Raw genomic sequence first — 19,036 nt, 5'->3', positions numbered from 1 at the left:
CGGCTCCTTTTTCGTTCAGGACAAGTAAACAACATGAAGATCGCAGAACTCCACATCTACAGCCACGACCTGCCGGTCAAAGACGGACCCTATACTATGGCCAATGCCGAGGTTTGGTCGCTTGATACCACGCTGGTGAAAGTTGTGGCCGATAACGGGTTGGTGGGTTGGGGCGAAACCTGCCCGGTTGGTCCGACGTATGCTGAGGCGCACGCTAGAGGTGCCCGCGCTGCGTTAATTGAAATGGCCCCCGGCCTGGTCGGCACCGAAGCGTTGCCCCTGACCCTGCACCGCCGGATGAATGGACTGTTGAACGGGCACTCGTATGCGAAAGCGGCTATCGATATCGCGGTGCATGATCTGTTGGGCAAGCATCTAAACGTTCCGGTCTGCGATCTGCTGGGTGGAGCAACCACGGACAAGGTGCCGTCCTACTATGCCACTGGCGTCGGCGCGCCCGACGACATTGCCCGACTGGTCGCCGAGAAAATGGCCGAAGGCTACCCGCGTCTGCAGATCAAGGTCGGGGGTCGCCCGGTCGAGATTGACATCGAAACCATCCGCAAGGTTTGGGACGTCGTCAAAGGGTCGGGTGTGCGTCTGGCCGTGGACGGCAACCGGGGCTGGACCACGCGCGACGCTTTGCGGGTTAGCCGCGAGTGCCCGGAAATCCCTTTCATCATGGAACAGCCCTGCAATACTATCGAGGATCTGCAGAAGATCCGGCATCAGGTCACACATGGCATCTACATGGACGAAAATAGCACCAGCCTGAACACGGTGATTTCGGCAGCGGGGACGGGTTTGGTCGACGGGTTCGGGATGAAAGTTACTCGGATCGGCGGTTTGCACCCCATGCGCGCGTTCCGCGATATCTGCGAGGCCGGCAACCTGCCGCATACCTGTGATGACAGTTGGGGTGGAGACATTGTCGCCGCAGCCTGCACCCATATCGGCGCAACCGTTCGACCCGGCCTTCTGGAAGGCGTCTGGCTTGCCGCGCCTTATATCGAAGGAAATTACGATCCCGAAAATGGCATTCAGATCAAAGGCGGACATATCGAACTGCCGACCGGGCCGGGGCTGGGCGTGGTGCCTGATGAAAGCCAACTCGGCAACCCGATTGCATCGTTTTAATTGTGGATGACTTTATGAACCTGAATGGAAAATCGGCTCTGGTCACTGGCGCAGCCGGTGGTATCGGGGCGTCAATCGTTGAACGCTTGCGCGAAGCTGGTGCCCGGGTCTCCGTCGCAGATCGGTCAGTCGATGATATCGAAGCCGAAGCGCATTTGCCCGGAGATCTGCTTGATCCAAACTATGCCGACAACCTACCTCAGGCCGCCGCTGCGGCGCTGGGTGGGCTCGACATCGTGATCAACAACGCCGGCGTCATCACGCGCGGGTCGGTCGCGGATACATCCGATGCGGATTGGTCGCTGTCACTGGGTGTCAATGTCGAAGCCCCTTTCCGCATCTGTCGCGCTGCAATTCCGATCATGGCTGAAACTGGCGGTGGCGCCATCGTCAACACCGCGTCGTGCTGGGGTCTGCGCCCGGGGCCTGATCACGCGGTCTACTGCATGACCAAGGCCGCCATCGCCTCTTTGACTCAATGCATGGGCATGGACCACGCGCATCAGGGAATCCGCATCAATGCCGTATGCCCGAACGAAGTGAATACTCCGATGCTGCGTTCAGGTTTTGAAAAGCGCGGCTTTGATCCCGATACGGCCGTGGCCGAGCTGGGCCAGACCGTGCCGCTGGGCCGCATAGCCGAGCCAGAGGATATCGCGGACGTCATCATGTTCCTTGTCTCGGACGCGTCGCGCTATGTTTGCGGCACGCTGGTTGAGGTCAACGGAGGGAAACCCGTTTCATGAAGCGGTACGATGGAAAAGTGGCGTTGGTCACAGGCGGGCGCAGCGGTATTGGCCAAGCCATCGCCCGACGTTTGCAGGACGACGGCGCACAGGTCTTCACCGCCCAACGTGGCGAGGACACGGAATTCCACGGCATCGCTGCGGATTTCACCGATCCTGACAGCCCTGCGCAAGTGATCGACGATGTGATTGCCCAAGCCGGACGCCTTGACGTGTTGGTCAATAATGCGGGAATGATGCAGGAAGCCACGGTCGAGGACATGAGCCTTGACGATTGGCACCGTAACCTGATGGTCAACCTGACTGTTCCGTTCCTGATGATCAAAGCTGCGCTGCCTTATTTGCGCGAAACTAAAGGCAGCATCGTCAACACCGGATCAATCGAAGGTTTGGGCAGCAACCCGGGTCACGCTGCCTATTGCGCATCAAAGGCGGGACTGCACGGCCTGACCCGTGCCGTAGCAGTGGATCATGGGAGTGAGGGCATCCGCTGCAATGCCGTTGCGCCCGGTTGGATAGATACCGATCTAAACGAAGATTTCATCGAGTCTATGGCCGATCCCGTTGCATTCCGCCGTGACATTGCCAACATTCATCCCGTCGCCCGCACGGGTCGGCCCGAGGAGGTTGCGGCCCTGGTTGCATTTCTGGCCTCGGAAGACGCAGCCTTTATAACCGGTCAGGTCTATACGGTGGATGGCGGGCGCATGGTCAAGCTCAGCTTGCCTTGACGCCCATTTGTCACTCTTTTCCGGATCGCCCTTCATTCCAGATCAGATAATTGTTCGCGCGAAGCGAGGCGAATGGCTCGGACGGTAGGCGCTGAAGGTCGGGCCGCGCCGGAAAGTGTTTCGCAATCTCTGAGCCACATTGCAGTACCAGTTCTGCGATGCCCATAGCTGCCGGAAATGCGTCGCACCGATGTGCCCATCGGATCCGCCGGTATCACCGACCAGCGCGATTGCTCGCCCAGGGTCTTGATTTGCGCCTCGGTCAACGGTGCCGAGATCGAGGTGTAGAGGCAGATGTGCATAAGCTGTCGCTGAAGAAAACCTAAGCTTTCCAGATGGCCATTGTTGGCCAGAATAATCCGTCCGGTGTTGACCTTAGCCTTGCCCGTGTGAACCACCCAGCCTGCGCGCAGTTTGGTCAGATGCTCGGCAAAGGCGCGATTATGCGCATCGCCCGCTTTGGTCGCGGCGGCATTGTATTTGTCGCAGGGGTCGAACATTTCCTGGGGCAGGGCGCAGTCTGCGGCCACCTCGGTCGCAAAGGCGATGGCTATTCGGTTCAAATCGCGTCATTCGACTGCCTCGTCCGCATCATCGGCCAGATCGATCCAGATGATTTTTAGCTGGATGTACTGATCATGCGCGTGGACCGAGTTGTCACGACCGCCATAGCCCGACTGCTTATAGCCGCCGAAGGGTGTGGAGATGTCGCCCTTGCCAAAGCAGTTGACCGTGACGGTACCTGCCCGGATCGCCCGCGCGCCACGAATGGCATTGGCGGTGAAGATCGAGGCGCACAGGCCGTATTCGGTGTCATTGGCGATCTTGATGGCCTTGTCAAAACCCGACGCTTCAATCACCGACAGGACCGGGCCAAAGATCCCTTCCCGCGCCAGGGTCGCGTCGTTGCCGGACACTTCAACGACTGTGGCCTCAACAAAGCCTTTATTGGCCTTGCCACCGATCACCACTGTCTCAGCCTGATCCAGATAACCGCAAACCTTGTTATAGTGGCCTTCGCTCACCAACGCGCTCCAACAGGTCCGCTTTGACGTCCTTATGCACAATCAGAAGGGGCGAGGCCGAACACCCCGCCGCCAGTGGCTGGGTTCACTGTCTCAAAGGTCTCGCCTGAGATCGCAGGGCGGAATGCGCCGTCGATGAAAGCCCCGGTCGGCAGGGTCAGGCCTGCGGCGATGGATTTGTCTTCGTCCTGTGTCAGCAGATTTATGTCTCTTACCCTTCAGCCACGATGTCAGCGATTGTCTTCTTCAGCACGCGCGTTACCTGTTCCAGCGCACGCTTGTCGTCTTTGGTCAGACCCTTCAGCGGGGGCCGCATCGCGCCCGCGTCGATCCCGTTCATGGTGACGCCGTGTTTGATGGTCTAGATGAACTTGCCACCCTGTTCCAACACCCGCATCAGCGGCAACATCGCGGGCCAGCAGATGGATCCGGTTGATGTCGCCCGAGCTTTCCTTGATGCCGCAGAAGTTCCGGCAGCGGCCCACGCGGTCAAGGAATTCCCTGCCCATCATTGTGCCGGTGCGGTGCGGATAATTGTACAGCACCACCGGAAGATCAGCGGCCTTGTCGGTGGCCAGCGCGTTCAACGCGTTTTCCCGGTCGGTTGGTACCGAATAGGGCGGGCTGGCCAGCAGGATCACATCTGCACCGATCTCACGCGCGCCCAGACGCAGGATCGCCCCGTACACCATTGGTGCGGCAAGGAAGAAGTCGCGCAGCGTGGTATGAGACATCTCGGATTCGCGGGCGCTGCGGTTTGTGCGCAGATCAAGATAGCCTTCCCCTGCCAATTGCCGGAACACCTCGCGCAGCGGGGTGCGCGACAGGCCAAACTCATCGGACAAATGCGCCTCGTCCAGATCCGTACCTGGCTGCAATCGTCACGTCAGGATGGATGTTTTCAGATGCTCTCGTAATGCGTCCTTGCGCGATTTGGCTTCGTCTTTCATGCCCAGAACTCGTCCCTTCTGCATGGCGTTCGATTCGCGTGCGGTCGCCGTTATGTATCCTAAGAAAATATAACTTTTATACAGAAAAAATCCGTGCAGCATGGGCCCCGCAAAATAGACTCACCTTCGGGCGCTGCCCCAAGATCAAAACGGGAAAGCTCATGCCAAAGACGCGGCGCATCACATTTGTCCTGGTCGAGGAGTTCTCGCACCTCGCGTTCTCCTGCGCGGTCGAGCCATTGCGGATTGCAAACCTCGTCAGCGGGGAAGAACTTTACAGTTGGAACTTCGTGTCCGGGCACGGTGAACAGGCAGTTTGTTCCAATGGATCAGTCACGTTGGTGCATTCCGGGCTGGAAAACCTGACCAAATGCGATCAGCTATTTGTGCTGTCGGGTATTCACATGCGTAAGCACGTGACCCGACCCCTATTGGCAACCCTGCGACGCGAACGCGCCCGTGGCACGCCCATCGGGGCCCTGTGTTCGGGTGCCTGGGTATTGGCCGAGGCCGGCTTTCTGGGCGGAATGCAGGCTGCGATCCACTGGGAGTACCACGACGCCTTCATGGAGGCGTTTCCCGAGGTCAATCTGGTCCGCAGCGTGTTTGTGGCAGACGAAAAGCACATTACTGCGTCTGGTGGTACTGCGACAGCAGACCTGATGCTGCACCTTATCGAGCGCGATCATGGCGAAGAGCTGGCGATCGATGTGGCCGATCAGATGGTCTATAACGCGGTACGAAATGCAACGGCGAAGCAGCGGGTTTCGCTGCAATCACGCAACGGGATGCGCAACGCGCACCTCGCCAAAGCGATCAACATCATGCAGGACAGTATCGAAACTCCGGTCTCGCCGTCGTTCATCGCAGAAGAGCTTGGCATTTCCACCCGACAGCTTGAGCGGCTGTTTGGCAAGTACCTGAACACCTCTCCCAAGAAGTACTTTATGGAAATGCGGCTGGAGCGCGCCCAGAAGTTGCTGCTGCAAACCGAGGCTTCGGTCACCGAGATCGCCATCGCGTGCGGTTTCGAAAACCCGGGCCACTTTTCGCGCGTGTACCGATCCAGCTTTGGTGTCACCCCTCATGCGCAGCGCAACAAGATCGACTAAGTCTTTGTGAAAGATAATTTCGGTATCCAATACGGCAGGGGATGCCGCGCTTTGTGGTCCTCGGTGAACCTGAACGGGCATCCCCCTAACCCTGCCGAGATACCCCCTCATTAAAACTGGACTAGTCAACAGATCGGCAGAATGATGCATCAATAGATATGGAAATTGGCATAAGTATTACGAGAACTTGTCATACATGAGTTTCTTATGCCCTTATTCCTTAATCTTTGCCTCAATTCGTCGCGTAGGACTTCAGATGGAGGGCTGCGAAACAGCAGAAATGCCCGTAAATCGGAGCGTTCACTACTGTTTCGGACATTGTTTTGTGGGGGATGGTGCTGCTGGAGAGAATTGAACTCTCGACCTCTCCCTTACCAAGGGGTAGGCACTGATTTTCCCTAGTTTCGCAAAATGCCGTTTAGCCCTTGTAAATAAGGAGTTTGATCTCTATCTCCGACCGTAAGGCCCCGCCGATATTCGGGGCGTTTCGCTGCAAAAGTCCGGAAAAAGTCCGGAAATTTTCCGGATGAATAGGGATTTTATAATGTCCGTCAGTCTCGTTTCGGCCCGCGCCCGTGCCAGTTTGGCCCCGCGTCGTGAGCCGTATTATGTGCGCCTTGGCGATGGTGTTTCGCTTGGCCTGTATGTGGGGGCCAAGGGTGGCCGCTGGACCGCCCGTGTCGCTAATCCCGTTGGTCGCCCTAAGTGGCTGACCGCAACCATTGGTGCCGAGTCGTCCCTGTCCTATGCCGAGGCGTCCGACGCTGCCCGAGCTTGGGCCGCTGGTGCCGTTGTTCCTTCCCATGATCCGACTCCGACTGTCCGTCAGGCTGTCGACTCGTGGGTGGCTGGTAAGGCCGCTGACAATCCCCGTGCTGCGTCTAAGACGCGCGCCGGGTGGCAATCCCATGCTGACCGCTTGGCCGCGTTTCTGGGTGAGGGTGCGCGCCTGTCCGATGTGACTGCTGCCGACCTGACTCGGTTCCGTGACCGTCCCGCCGACCGTGGCGCAGTCCGTGCCGCCGCAACCGGGAATCGTGACCTCGCCGCCGCCAAGGCAATGCTGACCGCAGGGGCCGACGCTGCCGGGTATCAGGGGCCGCGCGCTTGGCAGGACGCCCGTGCCCATTCGTCCACCGTGGTCAATCTGGCCCGCGCCGATCAGACCGACGCCGCAGAGGGACTCGGGGGCCGCGCTTTGGGTTTGGATGATATGCGCCTGTTTCTCGAATCCGCTGCTGAGTTTGTCAGTCCTGAGTTTGCGACGTTCTGCCGGGTGATGTTCCTGACCATGCAGCGACCCCGCGCCCTGATGATGGCCGATTGCCGCGACTTCTATTCGCGCGACGGTCGCTGTTTCCTGCGTCTGCGCTATGGCAAGAATAGCCGTAAGCGTGGCGCTATTGAGATTGAGCTTTTCGATGAGGTGGCCGCGCTGTTGATCGAACTGACCGATGGACGCCCGCGCAATGCGCCGATCCTGACCGATGAGACCGGGGCGCGATGGTCCGAGGATTTCCAGAGGTATAGATTCCCCCGCGCGCTGGACGCTGCCGGGATCGACCCCGAGGGCCTGACCTTCTATTCGCTGAGACATTCGGGGATTAGTTGGGCCGCGCTGCCCTTGGCGCAGGGTGGGGGCGGTCTGGACGTGCTGACGATTGCACAGTGTGCGGACTCCTCGCCTGAGATTATCGGTAGGCATTATTTCCGCCGCCAGACCGGGATAGGGCCGGGGCCGGGACTTTGACGGCTTAATCAGATTTTCGGATGATCTGGGTGGTAAAGTCGATTTGTAATCAGTAAAGGATTCAGTGGGTTGGCGCGCGATCAAGGTTCCAATGGTTAAAGGATTACGATTGGCCTTGACTGCCGCCGATAGACCAAACTCGGAGCCAAAATAGTCCATGAATGAGATACGGAAGAAGTTCACCAGTGAACCGGTAGGTTCGATTGGATTGCTGATCGCGATCGCTGCTGTAATACCTGCGTATTTAACGCTTTTTAAGAGTCAAAACTACGCGTTCGACTTCACATGCACTGAAGTTACTCCCGACTCAGAAGCGGTTTTGATCCCCGGCCACGGGCAATATCACGACTTCATTGGAATTCGTACGCGGTGCGACTTCAGTAATCTTGACGATCAAACGATCTCAATAAAGTCCTTTGAAGCGACAGCCATTTATGAGGGTTACGAAGACTATACCTATGTGTTCGAAACTCCATATGGAGAGATCCCGGAGGACTTGGGCTTTGATTTCCCCAATGACAAAGCCGCACGTGCCATTTCAGCAGGTGAAGCTTATCTTTTCGACGAGGTTTTCATGGTGCCGGTTAATAATGATTGGGCGGAGAGTGAGAATTGTTCAGAGGTGAGTTATTACGGTTCTATGCCACTCTGGAAGGCCTCGAATTGTTTTCGGGACGTCCAAAGGCACTGTTTCAAGGACTACTTGGACGGGATGGAGTTTTGGGGTGGAGCTGGTGGCGCAAAGCCTTACCGCGCTTTGGCACTTCGTTTGAAACTGGGGAATAATACCTACGCACGTGCGTCACTCGAATTGAGTTGGGCGTACGATTTGCATGACAGTCCGTCTCTGGTTCCAGAATGTCCAAACCCTGACAAAACTTTGCCGGTGGAGGGTAGAGAACTGAAACTGGGGGATTAGCCTGTATCGGCTGCTTAAGCTGAAGGGGGCCGCAAGGCCCCTTATTCTTGCGAATTCGGCCTGGGCCTGTGTTAGGTCGCCAGTTTGAGGGCTTCGACCTTTTGCAGATCGTCCCGCAGGTCCGAGTTTGTGATGGCTGCAAGCCACGCGCCGAAATCGGTAAAGGTCTGGACCTTAACCGAGCCCGCGTATGTTTCGGTTTTGATGGTGTAGCGCGCCCGTGGTTTGCGCGCTGCCTTTCGTGGTCTGGTCATATGAATTCCCCCTGTTCTGCCGCTTTGGCCCGGTTATAGGCAATCAAGGCTTTGGCCGTTTTCATTGATTGGGTTTCGTGACCTTGTTTCCCTAGGGCGATGTGCGCCTTGTGCAGATCGTTCAACAGACCAAGCAAGGTCACATGAATCACTTTTGCGTCTGTCTGTTCTGTGGTGTTCATGCCGCCTTTCCCTTGCTGGTGATCTTGGAAACGTAAGCCTGACTGCACCCGAGAAATTCCGCGATCTGGCGTTGTGTCGGTTCTTTCCCGTCGCGCTGAGTGAGCAATGCCCGCGCATCGTCAACGGTCTGCGCCGTGATCTTGCCCGCGTCCATTGGTTCCGGTTCTTTCCCGGCTTCGAAGTCCGCCGCCTTGTCACTGGCAAAGATCAGGTGAATCGCGCTTTCCTGCGCTGTCGCCGCTGCCCTGTAGAGTGTGGCTGAGGTGAATAGATTCCGGATCACCTCAGTTTTAGCCGCGTCACGTTCTGGCCCGTCCAGTTTCAAGGCCGCGTTATAGGCCGCTTCACACATACGGACCACCGACTCGGCTTTGTCCCTGAGTGCTGCAGACCGTTCCGATTCGGCAATCGCAACGGTCTTTAACCCTGCCGCGCTGGTTACGTCAGGTTGATCTGACATTGTTTTCCCCTTTGGTTGTCAAAGCGAAATCAATCTAGCCGCGAAACGATACGAAAGGCAACGTAAAACAGCGAGAAAACCCCAAAGAAATATAGGGTTTTACTTTTTATTTTGGGAAAAAATTCGCTTGGCTAGGCGGTTATCGCGAGATTATCTTTGATTAAAACACGCCGCAAAAGGCGCGACCCTCTAAAGGATGTTACGAAATGTCAAAAGCTCAAAGGGTATACGCACGGTTTGAAAATGACCTTGGCCTAGGCCCGACCAAAACCGCCGAAATTCTGAAATCCGGGCAAGGCCCTGAAACCTTCCAACTTGGCCGCAACCGCATGGTGCGGGATGATGTTTGGCAAGAATGGGTTGACCGCGTAAGCGCGGGTGAAATCGACCTGAGTAAGTCCGCCCTGACCAAATCGGCTTAACCGCCGACCCTCCGACAACCTGAAACCCTCAACCTGGCCCGTGCCGGGACACACTCGGAGTCTGTCTGATGATCTGCACCGCCGCCGAACTTGCCCGCGTCCTGCCCCGTTCCAAGCGATCAGGCCGGGGCTATTCGGCACCCTGTCCCGCACACAATGACCGCCGCGCGTCTTTCACTTTCACCGACGCGCCGGGGGGTGGCATTCTGACCTGCTGTCACGCCGAATGCACACAAAAGGCGATCAGGAAAGCCCTGTCCGATCTGGGCCGGATCAAGTGGGCGAGGGGTGGCCGTTCCGGGTGGGTGGACCCTGTGCCAGACTTTCCGACCGGGGCCGATGATCTGGAACGGATCGACGCCGCCGCGCGCCTCTGGCACACGTCCCGCCGCATTGTCGAAAACGACCACGCCGACCGATACCTAAAAGGCCGGGGCCTGTCTGGACCGTGGCCCGTGACCTTGGGCTATCGACCGAACACGATGCACCCGGATGGGGTGGCGCTGCCCGCGATGGTGGCCCGTGTCGATTACGCGCAGGACGGGCGATTTCTGGGCGTTCACAGAACCTTTTTGACACTGGTCGGGGGTAAGACCACCCGCGACCCCGCAAAGGCTGCACACGGCCCAATTTCCGGGGGTGTGGTGCGTCTGGGTGCGCCGACTCCCGAACTGGCGATAGCTGAGGGGATCGAGTCCGCCCTGAGCGTGACTCAACTCTATGGCCTGACCTGTTGGGCGACACTCGGAACAAAGGGCCTGCTGGCCTTTGAACCGCCGCCCGATGTGCGAACCGTCCGCCTGTTTCTGGATGGTGACGAACCGGGGCGCAAAGCCGCCCGCCGATTGGCTGGCCGATTGGCCCGTGACGCTCTGCACGTCCTGTCACACGACCCCGGCCAAGGAAAAGATTTCAACGACATTCTGCAAGAGGAGTCCGCCGCATGAAACTGCCGGAAACAACGCCCGCCCGATCTGTTGAATTTATCGACCAATGCCGGGGCTTGGTGGCCGCTGATAACTGGTCCTATGCGCTGGACGAACTGCAAACGCCAGACGCACCCGCACACCTTCAACACTTCCGAACCCACCACCCGCAAGCGTGGATTCTGTTCTGCCGTTTCATGTCCCGTGTTGGCGGTATCCGTGCCGCGTGGCTGGCAAAGACTGCAAAGCGTGGCCGTTGGGGGGCTGGTTGCTATGAGTAAAAAGCAAACCCTGGGCCCACAACCACCTAAACCTAAAGAGGAAATCGACCCCCTAAAAGGGCTGATTGACCGCTGTAGACTGGACGCCGGGGCGATCTATGAACCGGAAACGCTGGACGCTCTGGCCGAACTGGAAGCCACCGACCGCGCGGCATTTGAGCGCCTGCGCGCCGACCTCAAGAGCAAGGCAAAGGTGGCGTTAACCCGGCTGGATGATGCCTTGAAACAGGCCACCGGGGGAAGCGCGCAGGATGAGGATTCCGCCGCCCGCGTCATGTCCGAAATCATAGCCGAGTCCGCGTCCCTGTATGTGGATCAGGACAACGAAGCCTTTGCCGATGTTTGGCGATTGGGCCACCGGGAAACACACGCCGTTTTGTCCAAGAATTTCCGGCATTGGCTCCGCACCGAATTTAAAAAGGTGACGGAATACCCGGCACCGCCTGACGCGCTGAACGCCGCCGCCGCTGATGCCGAGGCAATGGCGATTGAAGGGGGAGAACGCAGGGAAGTCTACACCCGAACCGCCCGCCTGCCTGACGCGCTTTATATTGATCCAACTTGGCCCGATTGGTCCGCTATCCGGGTGACTGCGACCGGGTGGGAAATCGACCCGGAACCGCCTGTCAGGTTCCGCCGTTCCAAGTCTCAACGCCCGTTGCCAATGCCCGAAATCGGGGGCGACATAACGCGGCTAAAACCGTTCCTGAACGTGGCCGCTGAATCTGACTTTACGCTGATTGTCGGATTCATCCTGTCCGCCTTTATGGGCCGGGGGCCGTATGCGGTTTTGCAGATGCTAGGCGAACACGGTTCTAGCAAGTCCACCGCCTGCGAAATCATTAAGGCCCTGACCGACCCGACAAAGGCCCCGCTGCGCAATATCCACATGACCGATGAGTCGCTGTTCATCATGGCGCAATCGTCCCTTGTGATGGGCTTTGACAACGTGTCGGGCATGTCTGCCGAAATGTCCGATAACCTGTGCCGCCTGACCTCTGGCGGGGGCCTGTCCAAGCGCGAGCTTTACACCAATGACGGGGAAACGATTTTAGAGGCCGAGCGGCCCATATTGTTGAACGGGATCACGCAACACGTCACCCGCGCCGATTTGGCGTCAAGATTGATCCGGGTAAGGCTGGCCCACATTCCCGACGAAAACCGAAAAATCCGGGGCCGGGTTTGGGCCGAGTTTGGAAAGGTCCGTCCGGTGATATTCGGGGCCATTCTGGAAGCCTTGGCCGAGGGTATGGCAAACGCTGAAAAGGTCGCCCGGTTAAATCGAAACCTGCCCCGGCTGGCCGATGTAACGCTGTGGGTGGAAGCCTGCGAAACTGCGTTTCAACCGTTTGGCACCTTCTATCAGGCATTCAATGAATCGCTTGATCTGGGCAATTGGGAATTGATCGAAGCCGACCCCGTGGCCGAGGCCGTGATTTCCCTTGGCGGGGATCAACCGGGCGAGTGGGAAGGGTCTGCAACCGACCTATTAGCGACACTGGCCCGCCTGACCCCGGACTCGGTCATTCAATCGAAGGCTTGGCCGAGCCTGCCAAACGTCCTTAGCAACCGCATCCGACGCGCCGAACCTGTGCTGAGGGGTGCGGGGGTGACTGTCGAATTTAACCGGGAAGGTGGAACGGGTAGCCGCACCATAAAATTTTATTTTTCCCGGCCCCCGGTCTGGGCTGGTGACGCGTCACACCTGTCACACCCGTCACAAAGAACCCCCGAGGGTGACGCCAGTGACGTAGATGACGCGTCACACGCGCAAAGTGGGGGGGCAGAAAAAAAAGAAAACGGGCAGGGGGCCTTTGACATATGACGCCCGCCGATTTCCTGGCCCGCGCCCGGTCAAACGGGTTCACCTTTGAACTGCAAGGCGACCGCATCCGGGTAACGCCGCCAGAGGGCCGCGAACCGCGCCCCGAGGGCTTGGCCTATCTGCGCGAAAACAAAGCCGCCTTTGTGCGTCTGCTACAGGCCGAAAACCTCGCCCGTTTGGAAGGGGTTAAGCCCACCAAAACCAAACCCAGGATTTCAAAGCCCCGGATTCCTGAGCTTCTACCGACACTTAAAGGCACGCTGAAAACCTGCCCGAGCCTGCGCCCGTCTAGCATCCTGTGGCGCGCGTTCTGGACCGTCCGCGATGGGGCGTATTACCCGACCCCGAAAGGGTGGGCCGAGGGCAACCCGCGCCCGATGCTGCGCGACTGTTTCAGGGAAACACACCGGGGCCGTTTGATCGTCCTGCGCCGTGTCGCTGCCAGGATCAATCTGCGCCCTGTGCCGCCCGATCTGGTGCGCGCTTGGATCACGATTTTAAGCCGCCTGATTATCGACCTTCACAACAAGCCACAGAGGGAATCCGCCAATGCGTGACCGATACAGAGTAACCGCAACGTGTGAATGTCCGACCGACAACACACACGGTTTTACCGCCGACGAACTGGACGGTTTGTCATTCATCACAACCGGACCCGACCGCCGAGTCTTTGGCCTGCCGGATCACTGGCGCGCTGTGATGGGCGACACCCGGAACGATCCGACCCAAGGCGACCTATTTGAAATGGACGCAAGCCAAAGGGCCATTTTCGGCCAAGCCAAATCCCGAAACTTTCAATCCGTTGTGGGCGTGACCTGTGACCTCTGCAACGCAACCGTGTGGAGTGCCAAATAATGCCGAAATATACCTTTGACGAACTAGCACTAGCGACCAAGGCCGCTTGCGCCCCTGTGCCTGAATATATCGGCCCGCTGGTCCCGTTTGCCGCCGATCTGGCAAAGGCCCACATTCCGCGCGTTCCGGTGATCCATAACACCGCGTCCGCCCTGACCGTTGACCACATTATGAACCGCGATCTAGCCCCGCGTTTTGCTGTCCGTCTGGCGACCGCGATTCAGGTGGCGCAAGGTGATCCGGCTGTGATTGTCCGTGCCTGTGAGTGGGCCGGGTTGAGCAATGGCCGGGTGTGGGTGGACAAGCTGGCCGACCTGACCCCGGATTTTGGCCGATGCTATCCGGCACCAGGGGAAAGCTGGCGGAACCTGCTTAAGCGCATTGAACGGGCAACCTGTGACCTGTCCACCGCAGAGCATGACCCCAAGCTAGTCCGCGCCCGTCTGGTCTGGGAAGGGGTGCCGAACCTGTCCGCTGATTATGGGGCGTTTCTGGCCGCTGTGGCGCTGCGCTGGCCGCATCAGGATTTCATGCAAACCAACACGCCGGGGCCTGTCCGAATTGCCCCTGTGTTTGGCCTGTCATTCGAGTCCGCCGTGGCTGTCCTGCGTGGCCTGTTTCACTCGTCCCTGTGTTCTTTCGATTGCTGCGCCTTGGCCTGTGAAATGCTGAGAATGCACGAACACGCACAAGGCAAAACCAAGCTGCACGAGAAACGCCCGCGCCGGGAAAAGCCTGTTGAACCGGGCAAGGCCGACAAGGTGGATTCCGTCCTGCAATACAATCCGGGTGAGGTGTCCAAGCCATGACCGCCAAAGCCAAAGACCCGGCCATGTACGAGTCGAATTTTGACCGTGCGCCCGCCGATCTGTACCCCACGCCGCCAGACCTTGCCCACGCCCTGACAATCGACCCACTAAGGCCCCTGATCGAAGGGGCCGAGGTGTGGGAACCCTGCCAAGGAACGCGCGCCCTGTGGCCCGCCCTGACCGCTGCCGGGGCCGCTTCTATCGTGGGTTCTGATCTGGTGGATTATGGGTGGCCTGATGCTGCGCCGACTGACTTTCTGGACGTGCTGTTTCCCCATGCCCGAACCATTGTCACGAACCCGCCATATAGCGCCGACTTTCCCCGGCTTATGGCCGAAAGGGCCTGTGAGTGGATCGACAAAGGAAAGGCCGATTCATTGGTGATGCTGTGCCGCTGTGATTGGGATTTAGCCAAGGGCAGAAAAGGGGTGCTGTCACACCCGGCTTATATGGGGGCCGTGCGTATGTGCTGGCGTCCATACTGGACAGAGAACCGCACCGCGTCCCCACGCCATAGCTACCAATGGCTTGCGTGGTCTGCCTCTGCCCTGCCTCACCTTGTCAGGCAATGGCACCACTACAGGCCAAGTGATGCTGACCTTGTGTCATTGGCCTAGGCCCTGACCGATGCAATGCGCGCGCTCTGTTTGCCAGTAGTTATGATAAGATCGACTCATGATAAGGATTCGTTATCATGTGATCGAATGTGTATACGATGCACATACACGCAACCCACTGACCAACCACGATATACTAACCCTTGGACGATTGACGTGGCAACAAAACACGGGGGGGTAGAGTTATGGCTATAGGCTTTGCTGCCAAGCGCGTCCCCAAGTTTTCGTGAATCGCTAATCCGAGTTGAAACCCCACTTTTGAGGCCCACCGATGCCAAGTAAACAACGCAAGCCGCACAAGAGCCGCAGCGATAGTTACGCCGCCGCCAATGAAGCCGCGAACCGTCCCGACCGTTCGCTGACCATGCCGGAAATCGAAACGATGCCGGGGGCCGATGGGCTGTCAGAATGGGGCGTCAACTTTGCCCGCAATTTGTGGCTGTCCCGCGATCAATGGACCGTTGCCGATCTGGCAGTGATTACTCAGGCCGCTTTGTGTGCCCAAAAGCTGCACGAAATGACCGCCGAATTAATGGCCGCGCCCCCTACCATTATGGCCGCAACGGGTGCGCCGAAACCGAACCCGATTTTTGCCGTGGCCGATACCCACCGGAACCGCCTTGGCCTGATGTTCCGCGACCTAGGAGTCCGGTTCAAAGACCGTGACACCCGCGCGAAAGAGGCCCCCGCACCGGACGAAATGCACATTCCCGAGGCCCGCGCCGATGATTGGCTGAAACGTCTACAGAAAGCCGGGGCCAAACAATGACCGAGATAAACGCCGCGCAATTGGAACGCTTGGCGGGTGGCCCTGTGGTCTGGCCTGATCAGGACCGCGAACCGCTGCTGTTTATCGCCTATGGGCGTTATTTGGCGGGGCGAATTGCCGAGGTTTTCGGGGCCGACATGGGCCTGCGCGCAAGCCTGCTTTACGGCACCGTTGCCGACCCGAAATGGTGGGATTGGTGCCGCGCCGATTCCGAGTGGATCAACCGCCGCCTAAAGGCTGATCTGCTCGCCTGTACAGAGGCATTGATTGCCGAAATCCAAGCAACAGAGGAGTCCGCCTGATGGAAATCGTAAACCCGTTTAAGAAATCGAAAGCGGCCACCTCGCCACCACACCCGCGCCGGGTGCTGCCAAAGCCCAAAGACCCAGACGCGGGGCAGATGTTCACCGCCTTGCGAAAATCCGGAATGACCACCACCGAAATAGGCGATTTGGTCGCGCAACGGCCCGACTATTGGGAAGGCAAATTGACCGCACCGGGCAAGGCAATGCTGGCCGACCTGAAAGCCGACATTGACCGCCGCCTAGATGGTCTGGAAGGCGACGAAAGGGCCGCAGAAATCGCCCGAATTGAGGCCGAACTTGACGCCAAATCAGGGGCCGCGCCGACCACCGAGGCCGAGGCCGACCACGCCGCCGAAAGGACGCTGCGCAAGGTGGCTGAATTTTGGTCTGTCCGGAACCGGAACCAAACCCAGGATTTAGGAATGTCCCCTAAAAATATGGCCGAAACGCCAAAACCACGGGTGCGCCTGCGCGCCGTTAACACTCGCAAATATTGAAAGGGGAAGTCATGAATAAACCACTGGTGAAAGGCGATCTGCACGACCCGCAGAACGAAGCCAAGGCGAAAAAGGCCCTATCAGATGCCGCCTATTCGTCCGCGCTGGAATTTGAGGCCGCAGGAATGCGCGACAAGGCCGGATTAACCAAGGCGCAAATCGCGCTGGAACGCCGAGTCGACGCGCTGGAAAGCCGCCCATTTGATGCAAAAGCAACCGTCAAACTGTTGCCGCCAGATCAGCCGAAAGATGTTGACCCGCTGGCAAAACTGCCCGACCCGAAAGCCGCTTTGGTGGCCGCGACCGCCGCTGAGTTTATGCGCCGGGTGAAGGGTTACGGAACCCATGCCGAATGGGTGGCAAAGTTTGTGCCGAAAGGCCCGAACTGTGAGGCGACAAAGACCGCCGCAAATAGCCTGTTGTTCAAATCTGCCACCAACCCCGGCACCACGACCGCCGCAGGATTTGGGGCCGAATTGGTGGATTCTGGCGTCCTGCCGATCTGGTTTGAAAGCCTGAATAATTCGGTTTACGCCGCGCTTGTGGCCCGTGGTCTGCGTCTAGAATTTGGAAAGGGCAACAATGGCCTCACAATGCCGCAAATGGCCGCTAACACAATGGCCGCAACGTGGGTTACTGAGGGCGGAACAATCCCCGTTGTTTCGGGTGCTGTTGGGTCGCAAGTGTTCTGGCGGAACAAGCTGGCCGCGATCAGCGTTTATTCAAACGAACTGGCCGAAACGTCGATTCCACACATTGCCCGCGTGATTGAATATGGCCTGTTGTCCGCTGTCAGTATGGCGATTGATGGGGCGCTGTTGGATCAACAGAACCAGATCCCCGCCGTGCGTCCAAAGTCCATTTTGTTCGGGATGCCAAACCAAGCAGGCACCGGGGCAACGCTGGCAAACATTATGGATGATCTGAAATATTTGTTAGGCCAAGCCGACGCACAAAAGATGATCGACCCGGTTCTAATCATGCACCCGGCGCGCGTCCGCGCCCTGCAAATGATCCGCGATGGTGAGGGTTTTGTTTTCCGTGATGAGATTGAACGAGGCGAGCTTTTCAGCCTGCCGTTGATCGTATCGAACAACGTCCCGTCTTCCGTGGTTTCGATTGTGGACGCCGACAAGTTTGCCGGGGCAACAGAGGTGCCGCAAATCGACGTTTCAAGCTCTGCAACTGTGGTTTTGGCCTCAGATGAAAACCCGGCCCCGGTCTATGGTACGGGTGACGATTCCATTGTTGGCGATGGTGACTCAATTCACATTGACGATGCCGCCGCCGCTGGTGCTGTCGCGCGCTCCACATTCCAGACGAATTGCCAAGCTCTGCGCGTGGTCGCGCCTGTGTCGTGGGGAATGCTGCGCGCGTCTGGCGTTGCGTACATGACCGGAACGGCATGGTGAGGGGGTGAGTGATGAGCAAACACCTTTCCACCGCCGCACCGGAACCGCGCCCGAACTATGCGCCTAACGTCGCTTGGAAGGAGTCCAGATGGTCGCCCGCTGGCTACCTGTTTCGATATGGCCGCGCCGATGGGTCCGCCTATCTGATGGTCACTGACAAAGCCGCCGGGGATTTGCTGATTTGTCAGGCCAGACAAGAGGGGCAAAGCATGGCCGTTGAATGGGTAATCGAACCGCCCGAGGCCGCGCGAAAGACGATCACGCAACACCTGAACGCACACTTTCAGGCAATGCTAGGGGGCCGCATCTGATGGAAACGCCGACCAAACCGAAACCCGCACCTGTGGCCGAGTCTCCGACTCTGATTGTCTCGCCGGATTACTGTATGCGCACCGGGCAACCGTCAGAGGATGCCGTTTGGCTTGGCGTCCAACGCGCGCACCGGGTAGGGCGATTATTCCGGGGCGATGGTCTGACACTGGCCGAGTCCGTGCTGCACCAAATCACCGAATTTGGCCTGCCCGATGAAACCCAAATCATTTGGCAGAACCTATTCAGCACCACGAAGGAAACGCTAGGCGCGATTCGCCGCCGATCTGCCGAGGTGCTAGACGAAAGGGCAAAGTCTGACGCGCTGAAACTCTACACGCCAAGTCACCCGAAACACCCCGCCCACACGGGCCGGGGAAGGCCCCCAAAGCGAAAGCGGAATTGACCGGAAACGCCGCAGACCCAACAAGGGGCGAAGCCGCCCGTGTGGCAGTCAAGTTCAATGCCGGTACGGCCCATTATGAAATTTTTGGTAGCTTCAATGGGAACTCAGTGTAGATGCAGCGACTTTCGACCAAAGCCGCTGCTGATCCGCTTTTTATCTGTGGTAAGCGTGCATTGCATATAAAGCTGCGATGAGCAGGTATGGAATCTTGGAAGCAGGGCATAAAAACAGCACGACATAACACATGGCAAGTGAGCCATAGATTAATTTATTCATTGTTGGGAATCCTTTAAATATATAGATTAAAATGCAACTTTTGTTGCTTTTCTATATAGC

Annotated in this window: 25 protein-coding genes and 1 pseudogene; 20 read left to right on the top strand and 6 right to left on the bottom strand. The window is 58.1% G+C overall.

Going from position 1 to position 19,036, the window contains the following annotated elements:
• Nucleotides 1–33: 33 nt before the first annotated feature.
• The 3 genes from AC2FLD_RS10945 to AC2FLD_RS10935 are packed head-to-tail and all read left to right on the top strand — an operon-like array spanning nucleotide 34 to nucleotide 2,614.
• Complete coding sequence (locus AC2FLD_RS10945) at nucleotides 34–1,137, top strand: mandelate racemase/muconate lactonizing enzyme family protein (protein ID WP_496669624.1); 1,104 nt, start codon at nucleotides 34–36, stop codon at nucleotides 1,135–1,137.
• Nucleotides 1,138–1,151: 14 nt separating this feature from the next.
• A complete protein-coding gene (locus AC2FLD_RS10940) occupies nucleotides 1,152–1,883 on the top strand; it encodes an SDR family NAD(P)-dependent oxidoreductase (protein WP_496669626.1) in 732 nt (243 codons plus the stop codon).
• The gene (locus tag AC2FLD_RS10935) at nucleotides 1,880–2,614 is read left to right on the top strand and encodes an SDR family NAD(P)-dependent oxidoreductase (RefSeq protein WP_496669627.1); all 735 of its coding nucleotides are present in this window, start codon (nucleotides 1,880–1,882) and stop codon (nucleotides 2,612–2,614) included. Before AC2FLD_RS10940 ends, AC2FLD_RS10935 begins: the two co-directional genes overlap by 4 nt.
• Before the next feature lie 32 nt (nucleotides 2,615–2,646).
• Here AC2FLD_RS10935 and AC2FLD_RS10930 read toward each other — a convergent pair whose 3' ends face one another.
• The 3 genes and pseudogenes from AC2FLD_RS10930 to AC2FLD_RS10920 all read right to left on the bottom strand — a co-directional run bounded on the left by AC2FLD_RS10930 (nucleotide 2,647) and on the right by AC2FLD_RS10920 (nucleotide 4,517).
• Nucleotides 2,647–3,177 carry a hypothetical protein gene (locus AC2FLD_RS10930; RefSeq protein ID WP_496669629.1) on the bottom strand — a complete coding sequence of 177 codons (531 nt, stop codon included), beginning with the start codon at nucleotides 3,175–3,177 and terminating at the stop codon, nucleotides 2,647–2,649.
• Between the two features lie 6 nt (nucleotides 3,178–3,183).
• Nucleotides 3,184–3,639 carry an aldehyde dehydrogenase family protein gene (locus AC2FLD_RS10925; RefSeq protein WP_496669631.1) on the bottom strand — a complete coding sequence of 152 codons (456 nt, stop codon included), beginning with the start codon at nucleotides 3,637–3,639 and terminating at the stop codon, nucleotides 3,184–3,186.
• Between the two features lie 211 nt (nucleotides 3,640–3,850).
• A pseudogene (locus AC2FLD_RS10920) lies at nucleotides 3,851–4,517 on the bottom strand (dihydrodipicolinate synthase family protein).
• 233 nt (nucleotides 4,518–4,750) lie between these two features.
• Between AC2FLD_RS10920 and AC2FLD_RS10915 the strand changes: the two are divergent.
• The 3 genes from AC2FLD_RS10915 (at nucleotide 4,751) to AC2FLD_RS10905 (ending at nucleotide 8,370) form a co-directional block, all read left to right on the top strand.
• The gene (locus AC2FLD_RS10915; RefSeq protein WP_496669633.1) at nucleotides 4,751–5,701 is read left to right on the top strand and encodes a GlxA family transcriptional regulator; all 951 of its coding nucleotides are present in this window, start codon (nucleotides 4,751–4,753) and stop codon (nucleotides 5,699–5,701) included.
• 544 nt (nucleotides 5,702–6,245) lie between these two features.
• Nucleotides 6,246–7,451 carry a hypothetical protein gene (locus AC2FLD_RS10910; protein WP_496669635.1) on the top strand — a complete coding sequence of 402 codons (1,206 nt, stop codon included), beginning with the start codon at nucleotides 6,246–6,248 and terminating at the stop codon, nucleotides 7,449–7,451.
• Between the two features lie 157 nt (nucleotides 7,452–7,608).
• On the top strand, nucleotides 7,609–8,370 hold the full coding sequence (locus AC2FLD_RS10905; RefSeq protein ID WP_496669636.1) for a hypothetical protein: 762 nt from the start codon (nucleotides 7,609–7,611) through the stop codon (nucleotides 8,368–8,370).
• A 71-nt stretch (nucleotides 8,371–8,441) separates the two neighbouring features.
• On the opposite strand, the gene AC2FLD_RS10900 is transcribed toward AC2FLD_RS10905, so the two are convergent.
• From AC2FLD_RS10900 to AC2FLD_RS10890, 3 genes are read right to left on the bottom strand one after another with little or no spacing between them, the layout of a single operon-like run.
• A complete protein-coding gene (locus AC2FLD_RS10900; RefSeq protein WP_496669638.1) occupies nucleotides 8,442–8,624 on the bottom strand; it encodes a hypothetical protein in 183 nt (60 codons plus the stop codon).
• Entirely contained in the window at nucleotides 8,621–8,806 is a 186-nt protein-coding gene (locus AC2FLD_RS10895; RefSeq protein WP_496669640.1) for a hypothetical protein, read from the bottom strand. The genes AC2FLD_RS10900 and AC2FLD_RS10895 overlap by 4 nt, the downstream gene beginning before the upstream one ends.
• Nucleotides 8,803–9,267, bottom strand: coding sequence for a hypothetical protein (locus AC2FLD_RS10890; RefSeq protein ID WP_496669642.1), 465 nt, complete (start codon nucleotides 9,265–9,267; stop codon nucleotides 8,803–8,805). The genes AC2FLD_RS10895 and AC2FLD_RS10890 overlap by 4 nt, the downstream gene beginning before the upstream one ends.
• Nucleotides 9,268–9,473: 206 nt before the next feature.
• Between AC2FLD_RS10890 and AC2FLD_RS10885 the strand changes: the two genes are divergently transcribed.
• From AC2FLD_RS10885 to AC2FLD_RS10820, 14 genes are all read left to right on the top strand, one after another.
• Nucleotides 9,474–9,689 (top strand): hypothetical protein, encoded by a 216-nt coding sequence (locus AC2FLD_RS10885; RefSeq protein WP_170559149.1) that lies wholly within the window; start codon nucleotides 9,474–9,476, stop codon nucleotides 9,687–9,689.
• 68 nt (nucleotides 9,690–9,757) lie between these two features.
• A complete protein-coding gene (locus AC2FLD_RS10880) occupies nucleotides 9,758–10,636 on the top strand; it encodes a DUF7146 domain-containing protein (protein ID WP_496669644.1) in 879 nt (292 codons plus the stop codon).
• Complete coding sequence (locus tag AC2FLD_RS10875) at nucleotides 10,633–10,896, top strand: hypothetical protein (RefSeq protein WP_496669645.1); 264 nt, start codon at nucleotides 10,633–10,635, stop codon at nucleotides 10,894–10,896. The genes AC2FLD_RS10880 and AC2FLD_RS10875 overlap by 4 nt, the downstream gene beginning before the upstream one ends.
• Complete coding sequence (locus AC2FLD_RS10870) at nucleotides 10,889–12,721, top strand: AICE element replication initiation protein (RefSeq protein ID WP_496669647.1); 1,833 nt, start codon at nucleotides 10,889–10,891, stop codon at nucleotides 12,719–12,721. The genes AC2FLD_RS10875 and AC2FLD_RS10870 overlap by 8 nt, the downstream gene beginning before the upstream one ends.
• The gene (locus tag AC2FLD_RS10865; protein WP_496669649.1) at nucleotides 12,718–13,278 is read left to right on the top strand and encodes a hypothetical protein; all 561 of its coding nucleotides are present in this window, start codon (nucleotides 12,718–12,720) and stop codon (nucleotides 13,276–13,278) included. The genes AC2FLD_RS10870 and AC2FLD_RS10865 overlap by 4 nt, the downstream gene beginning before the upstream one ends.
• The gene (locus tag AC2FLD_RS10860) at nucleotides 13,271–13,576 is read left to right on the top strand and encodes a hypothetical protein (protein ID WP_496669651.1); all 306 of its coding nucleotides are present in this window, start codon (nucleotides 13,271–13,273) and stop codon (nucleotides 13,574–13,576) included. The genes AC2FLD_RS10865 and AC2FLD_RS10860 overlap by 8 nt, the downstream gene beginning before the upstream one ends.
• A complete protein-coding gene (locus AC2FLD_RS10855; protein ID WP_496669653.1) occupies nucleotides 13,576–14,385 on the top strand; it encodes a hypothetical protein in 810 nt (269 codons plus the stop codon). The genes AC2FLD_RS10860 and AC2FLD_RS10855 overlap by 1 nt, the downstream gene beginning before the upstream one ends.
• Nucleotides 14,382–15,002 carry a hypothetical protein gene (locus AC2FLD_RS10850; RefSeq protein ID WP_496669655.1) on the top strand — a complete coding sequence of 207 codons (621 nt, stop codon included), beginning with the start codon at nucleotides 14,382–14,384 and terminating at the stop codon, nucleotides 15,000–15,002. The genes AC2FLD_RS10855 and AC2FLD_RS10850 overlap by 4 nt, the downstream gene beginning before the upstream one ends.
• Before the next feature lie 271 nt (nucleotides 15,003–15,273).
• The gene (locus AC2FLD_RS10845) at nucleotides 15,274–15,771 is read left to right on the top strand and encodes a hypothetical protein (protein WP_496669656.1); all 498 of its coding nucleotides are present in this window, start codon (nucleotides 15,274–15,276) and stop codon (nucleotides 15,769–15,771) included.
• The gene (locus tag AC2FLD_RS10840; protein WP_496669657.1) at nucleotides 15,768–16,073 is read left to right on the top strand and encodes a hypothetical protein; all 306 of its coding nucleotides are present in this window, start codon (nucleotides 15,768–15,770) and stop codon (nucleotides 16,071–16,073) included. Before AC2FLD_RS10845 ends, AC2FLD_RS10840 begins: the two co-directional genes overlap by 4 nt.
• Nucleotides 16,073–16,573 (top strand): hypothetical protein, encoded by a 501-nt coding sequence (locus AC2FLD_RS10835; protein WP_496669659.1) that lies wholly within the window; start codon nucleotides 16,073–16,075, stop codon nucleotides 16,571–16,573. The genes AC2FLD_RS10840 and AC2FLD_RS10835 overlap by 1 nt, the downstream gene beginning before the upstream one ends.
• Nucleotides 16,574–16,584: 11 nt before the next feature.
• Entirely contained in the window at nucleotides 16,585–17,985 is a 1,401-nt protein-coding gene (locus AC2FLD_RS10830) for a phage major capsid protein (RefSeq protein ID WP_496726428.1), read from the top strand.
• A gap of 11 nt (nucleotides 17,986–17,996) precedes the next feature.
• Nucleotides 17,997–18,296, top strand: a complete 300-nt coding sequence (locus AC2FLD_RS10825) for a hypothetical protein (protein WP_496674339.1) — start codon at nucleotides 17,997–17,999, stop codon at nucleotides 18,294–18,296.
• Nucleotides 18,296–18,700: a hypothetical protein gene (locus AC2FLD_RS10820; protein WP_496674342.1), complete on the top strand. Its 405-nt coding sequence runs from the start codon at nucleotides 18,296–18,298 to the stop codon at nucleotides 18,698–18,700. Before AC2FLD_RS10825 ends, AC2FLD_RS10820 begins: the two co-directional genes overlap by 1 nt.
• Nucleotides 18,701–19,036 lie beyond the last annotated feature (336 nt).

This window comes from Ruegeria sp. CDSA021 (genome assembly GCF_059612325.1).
This window is presented reverse-complemented; position numbering and strand designations above follow the sequence as displayed.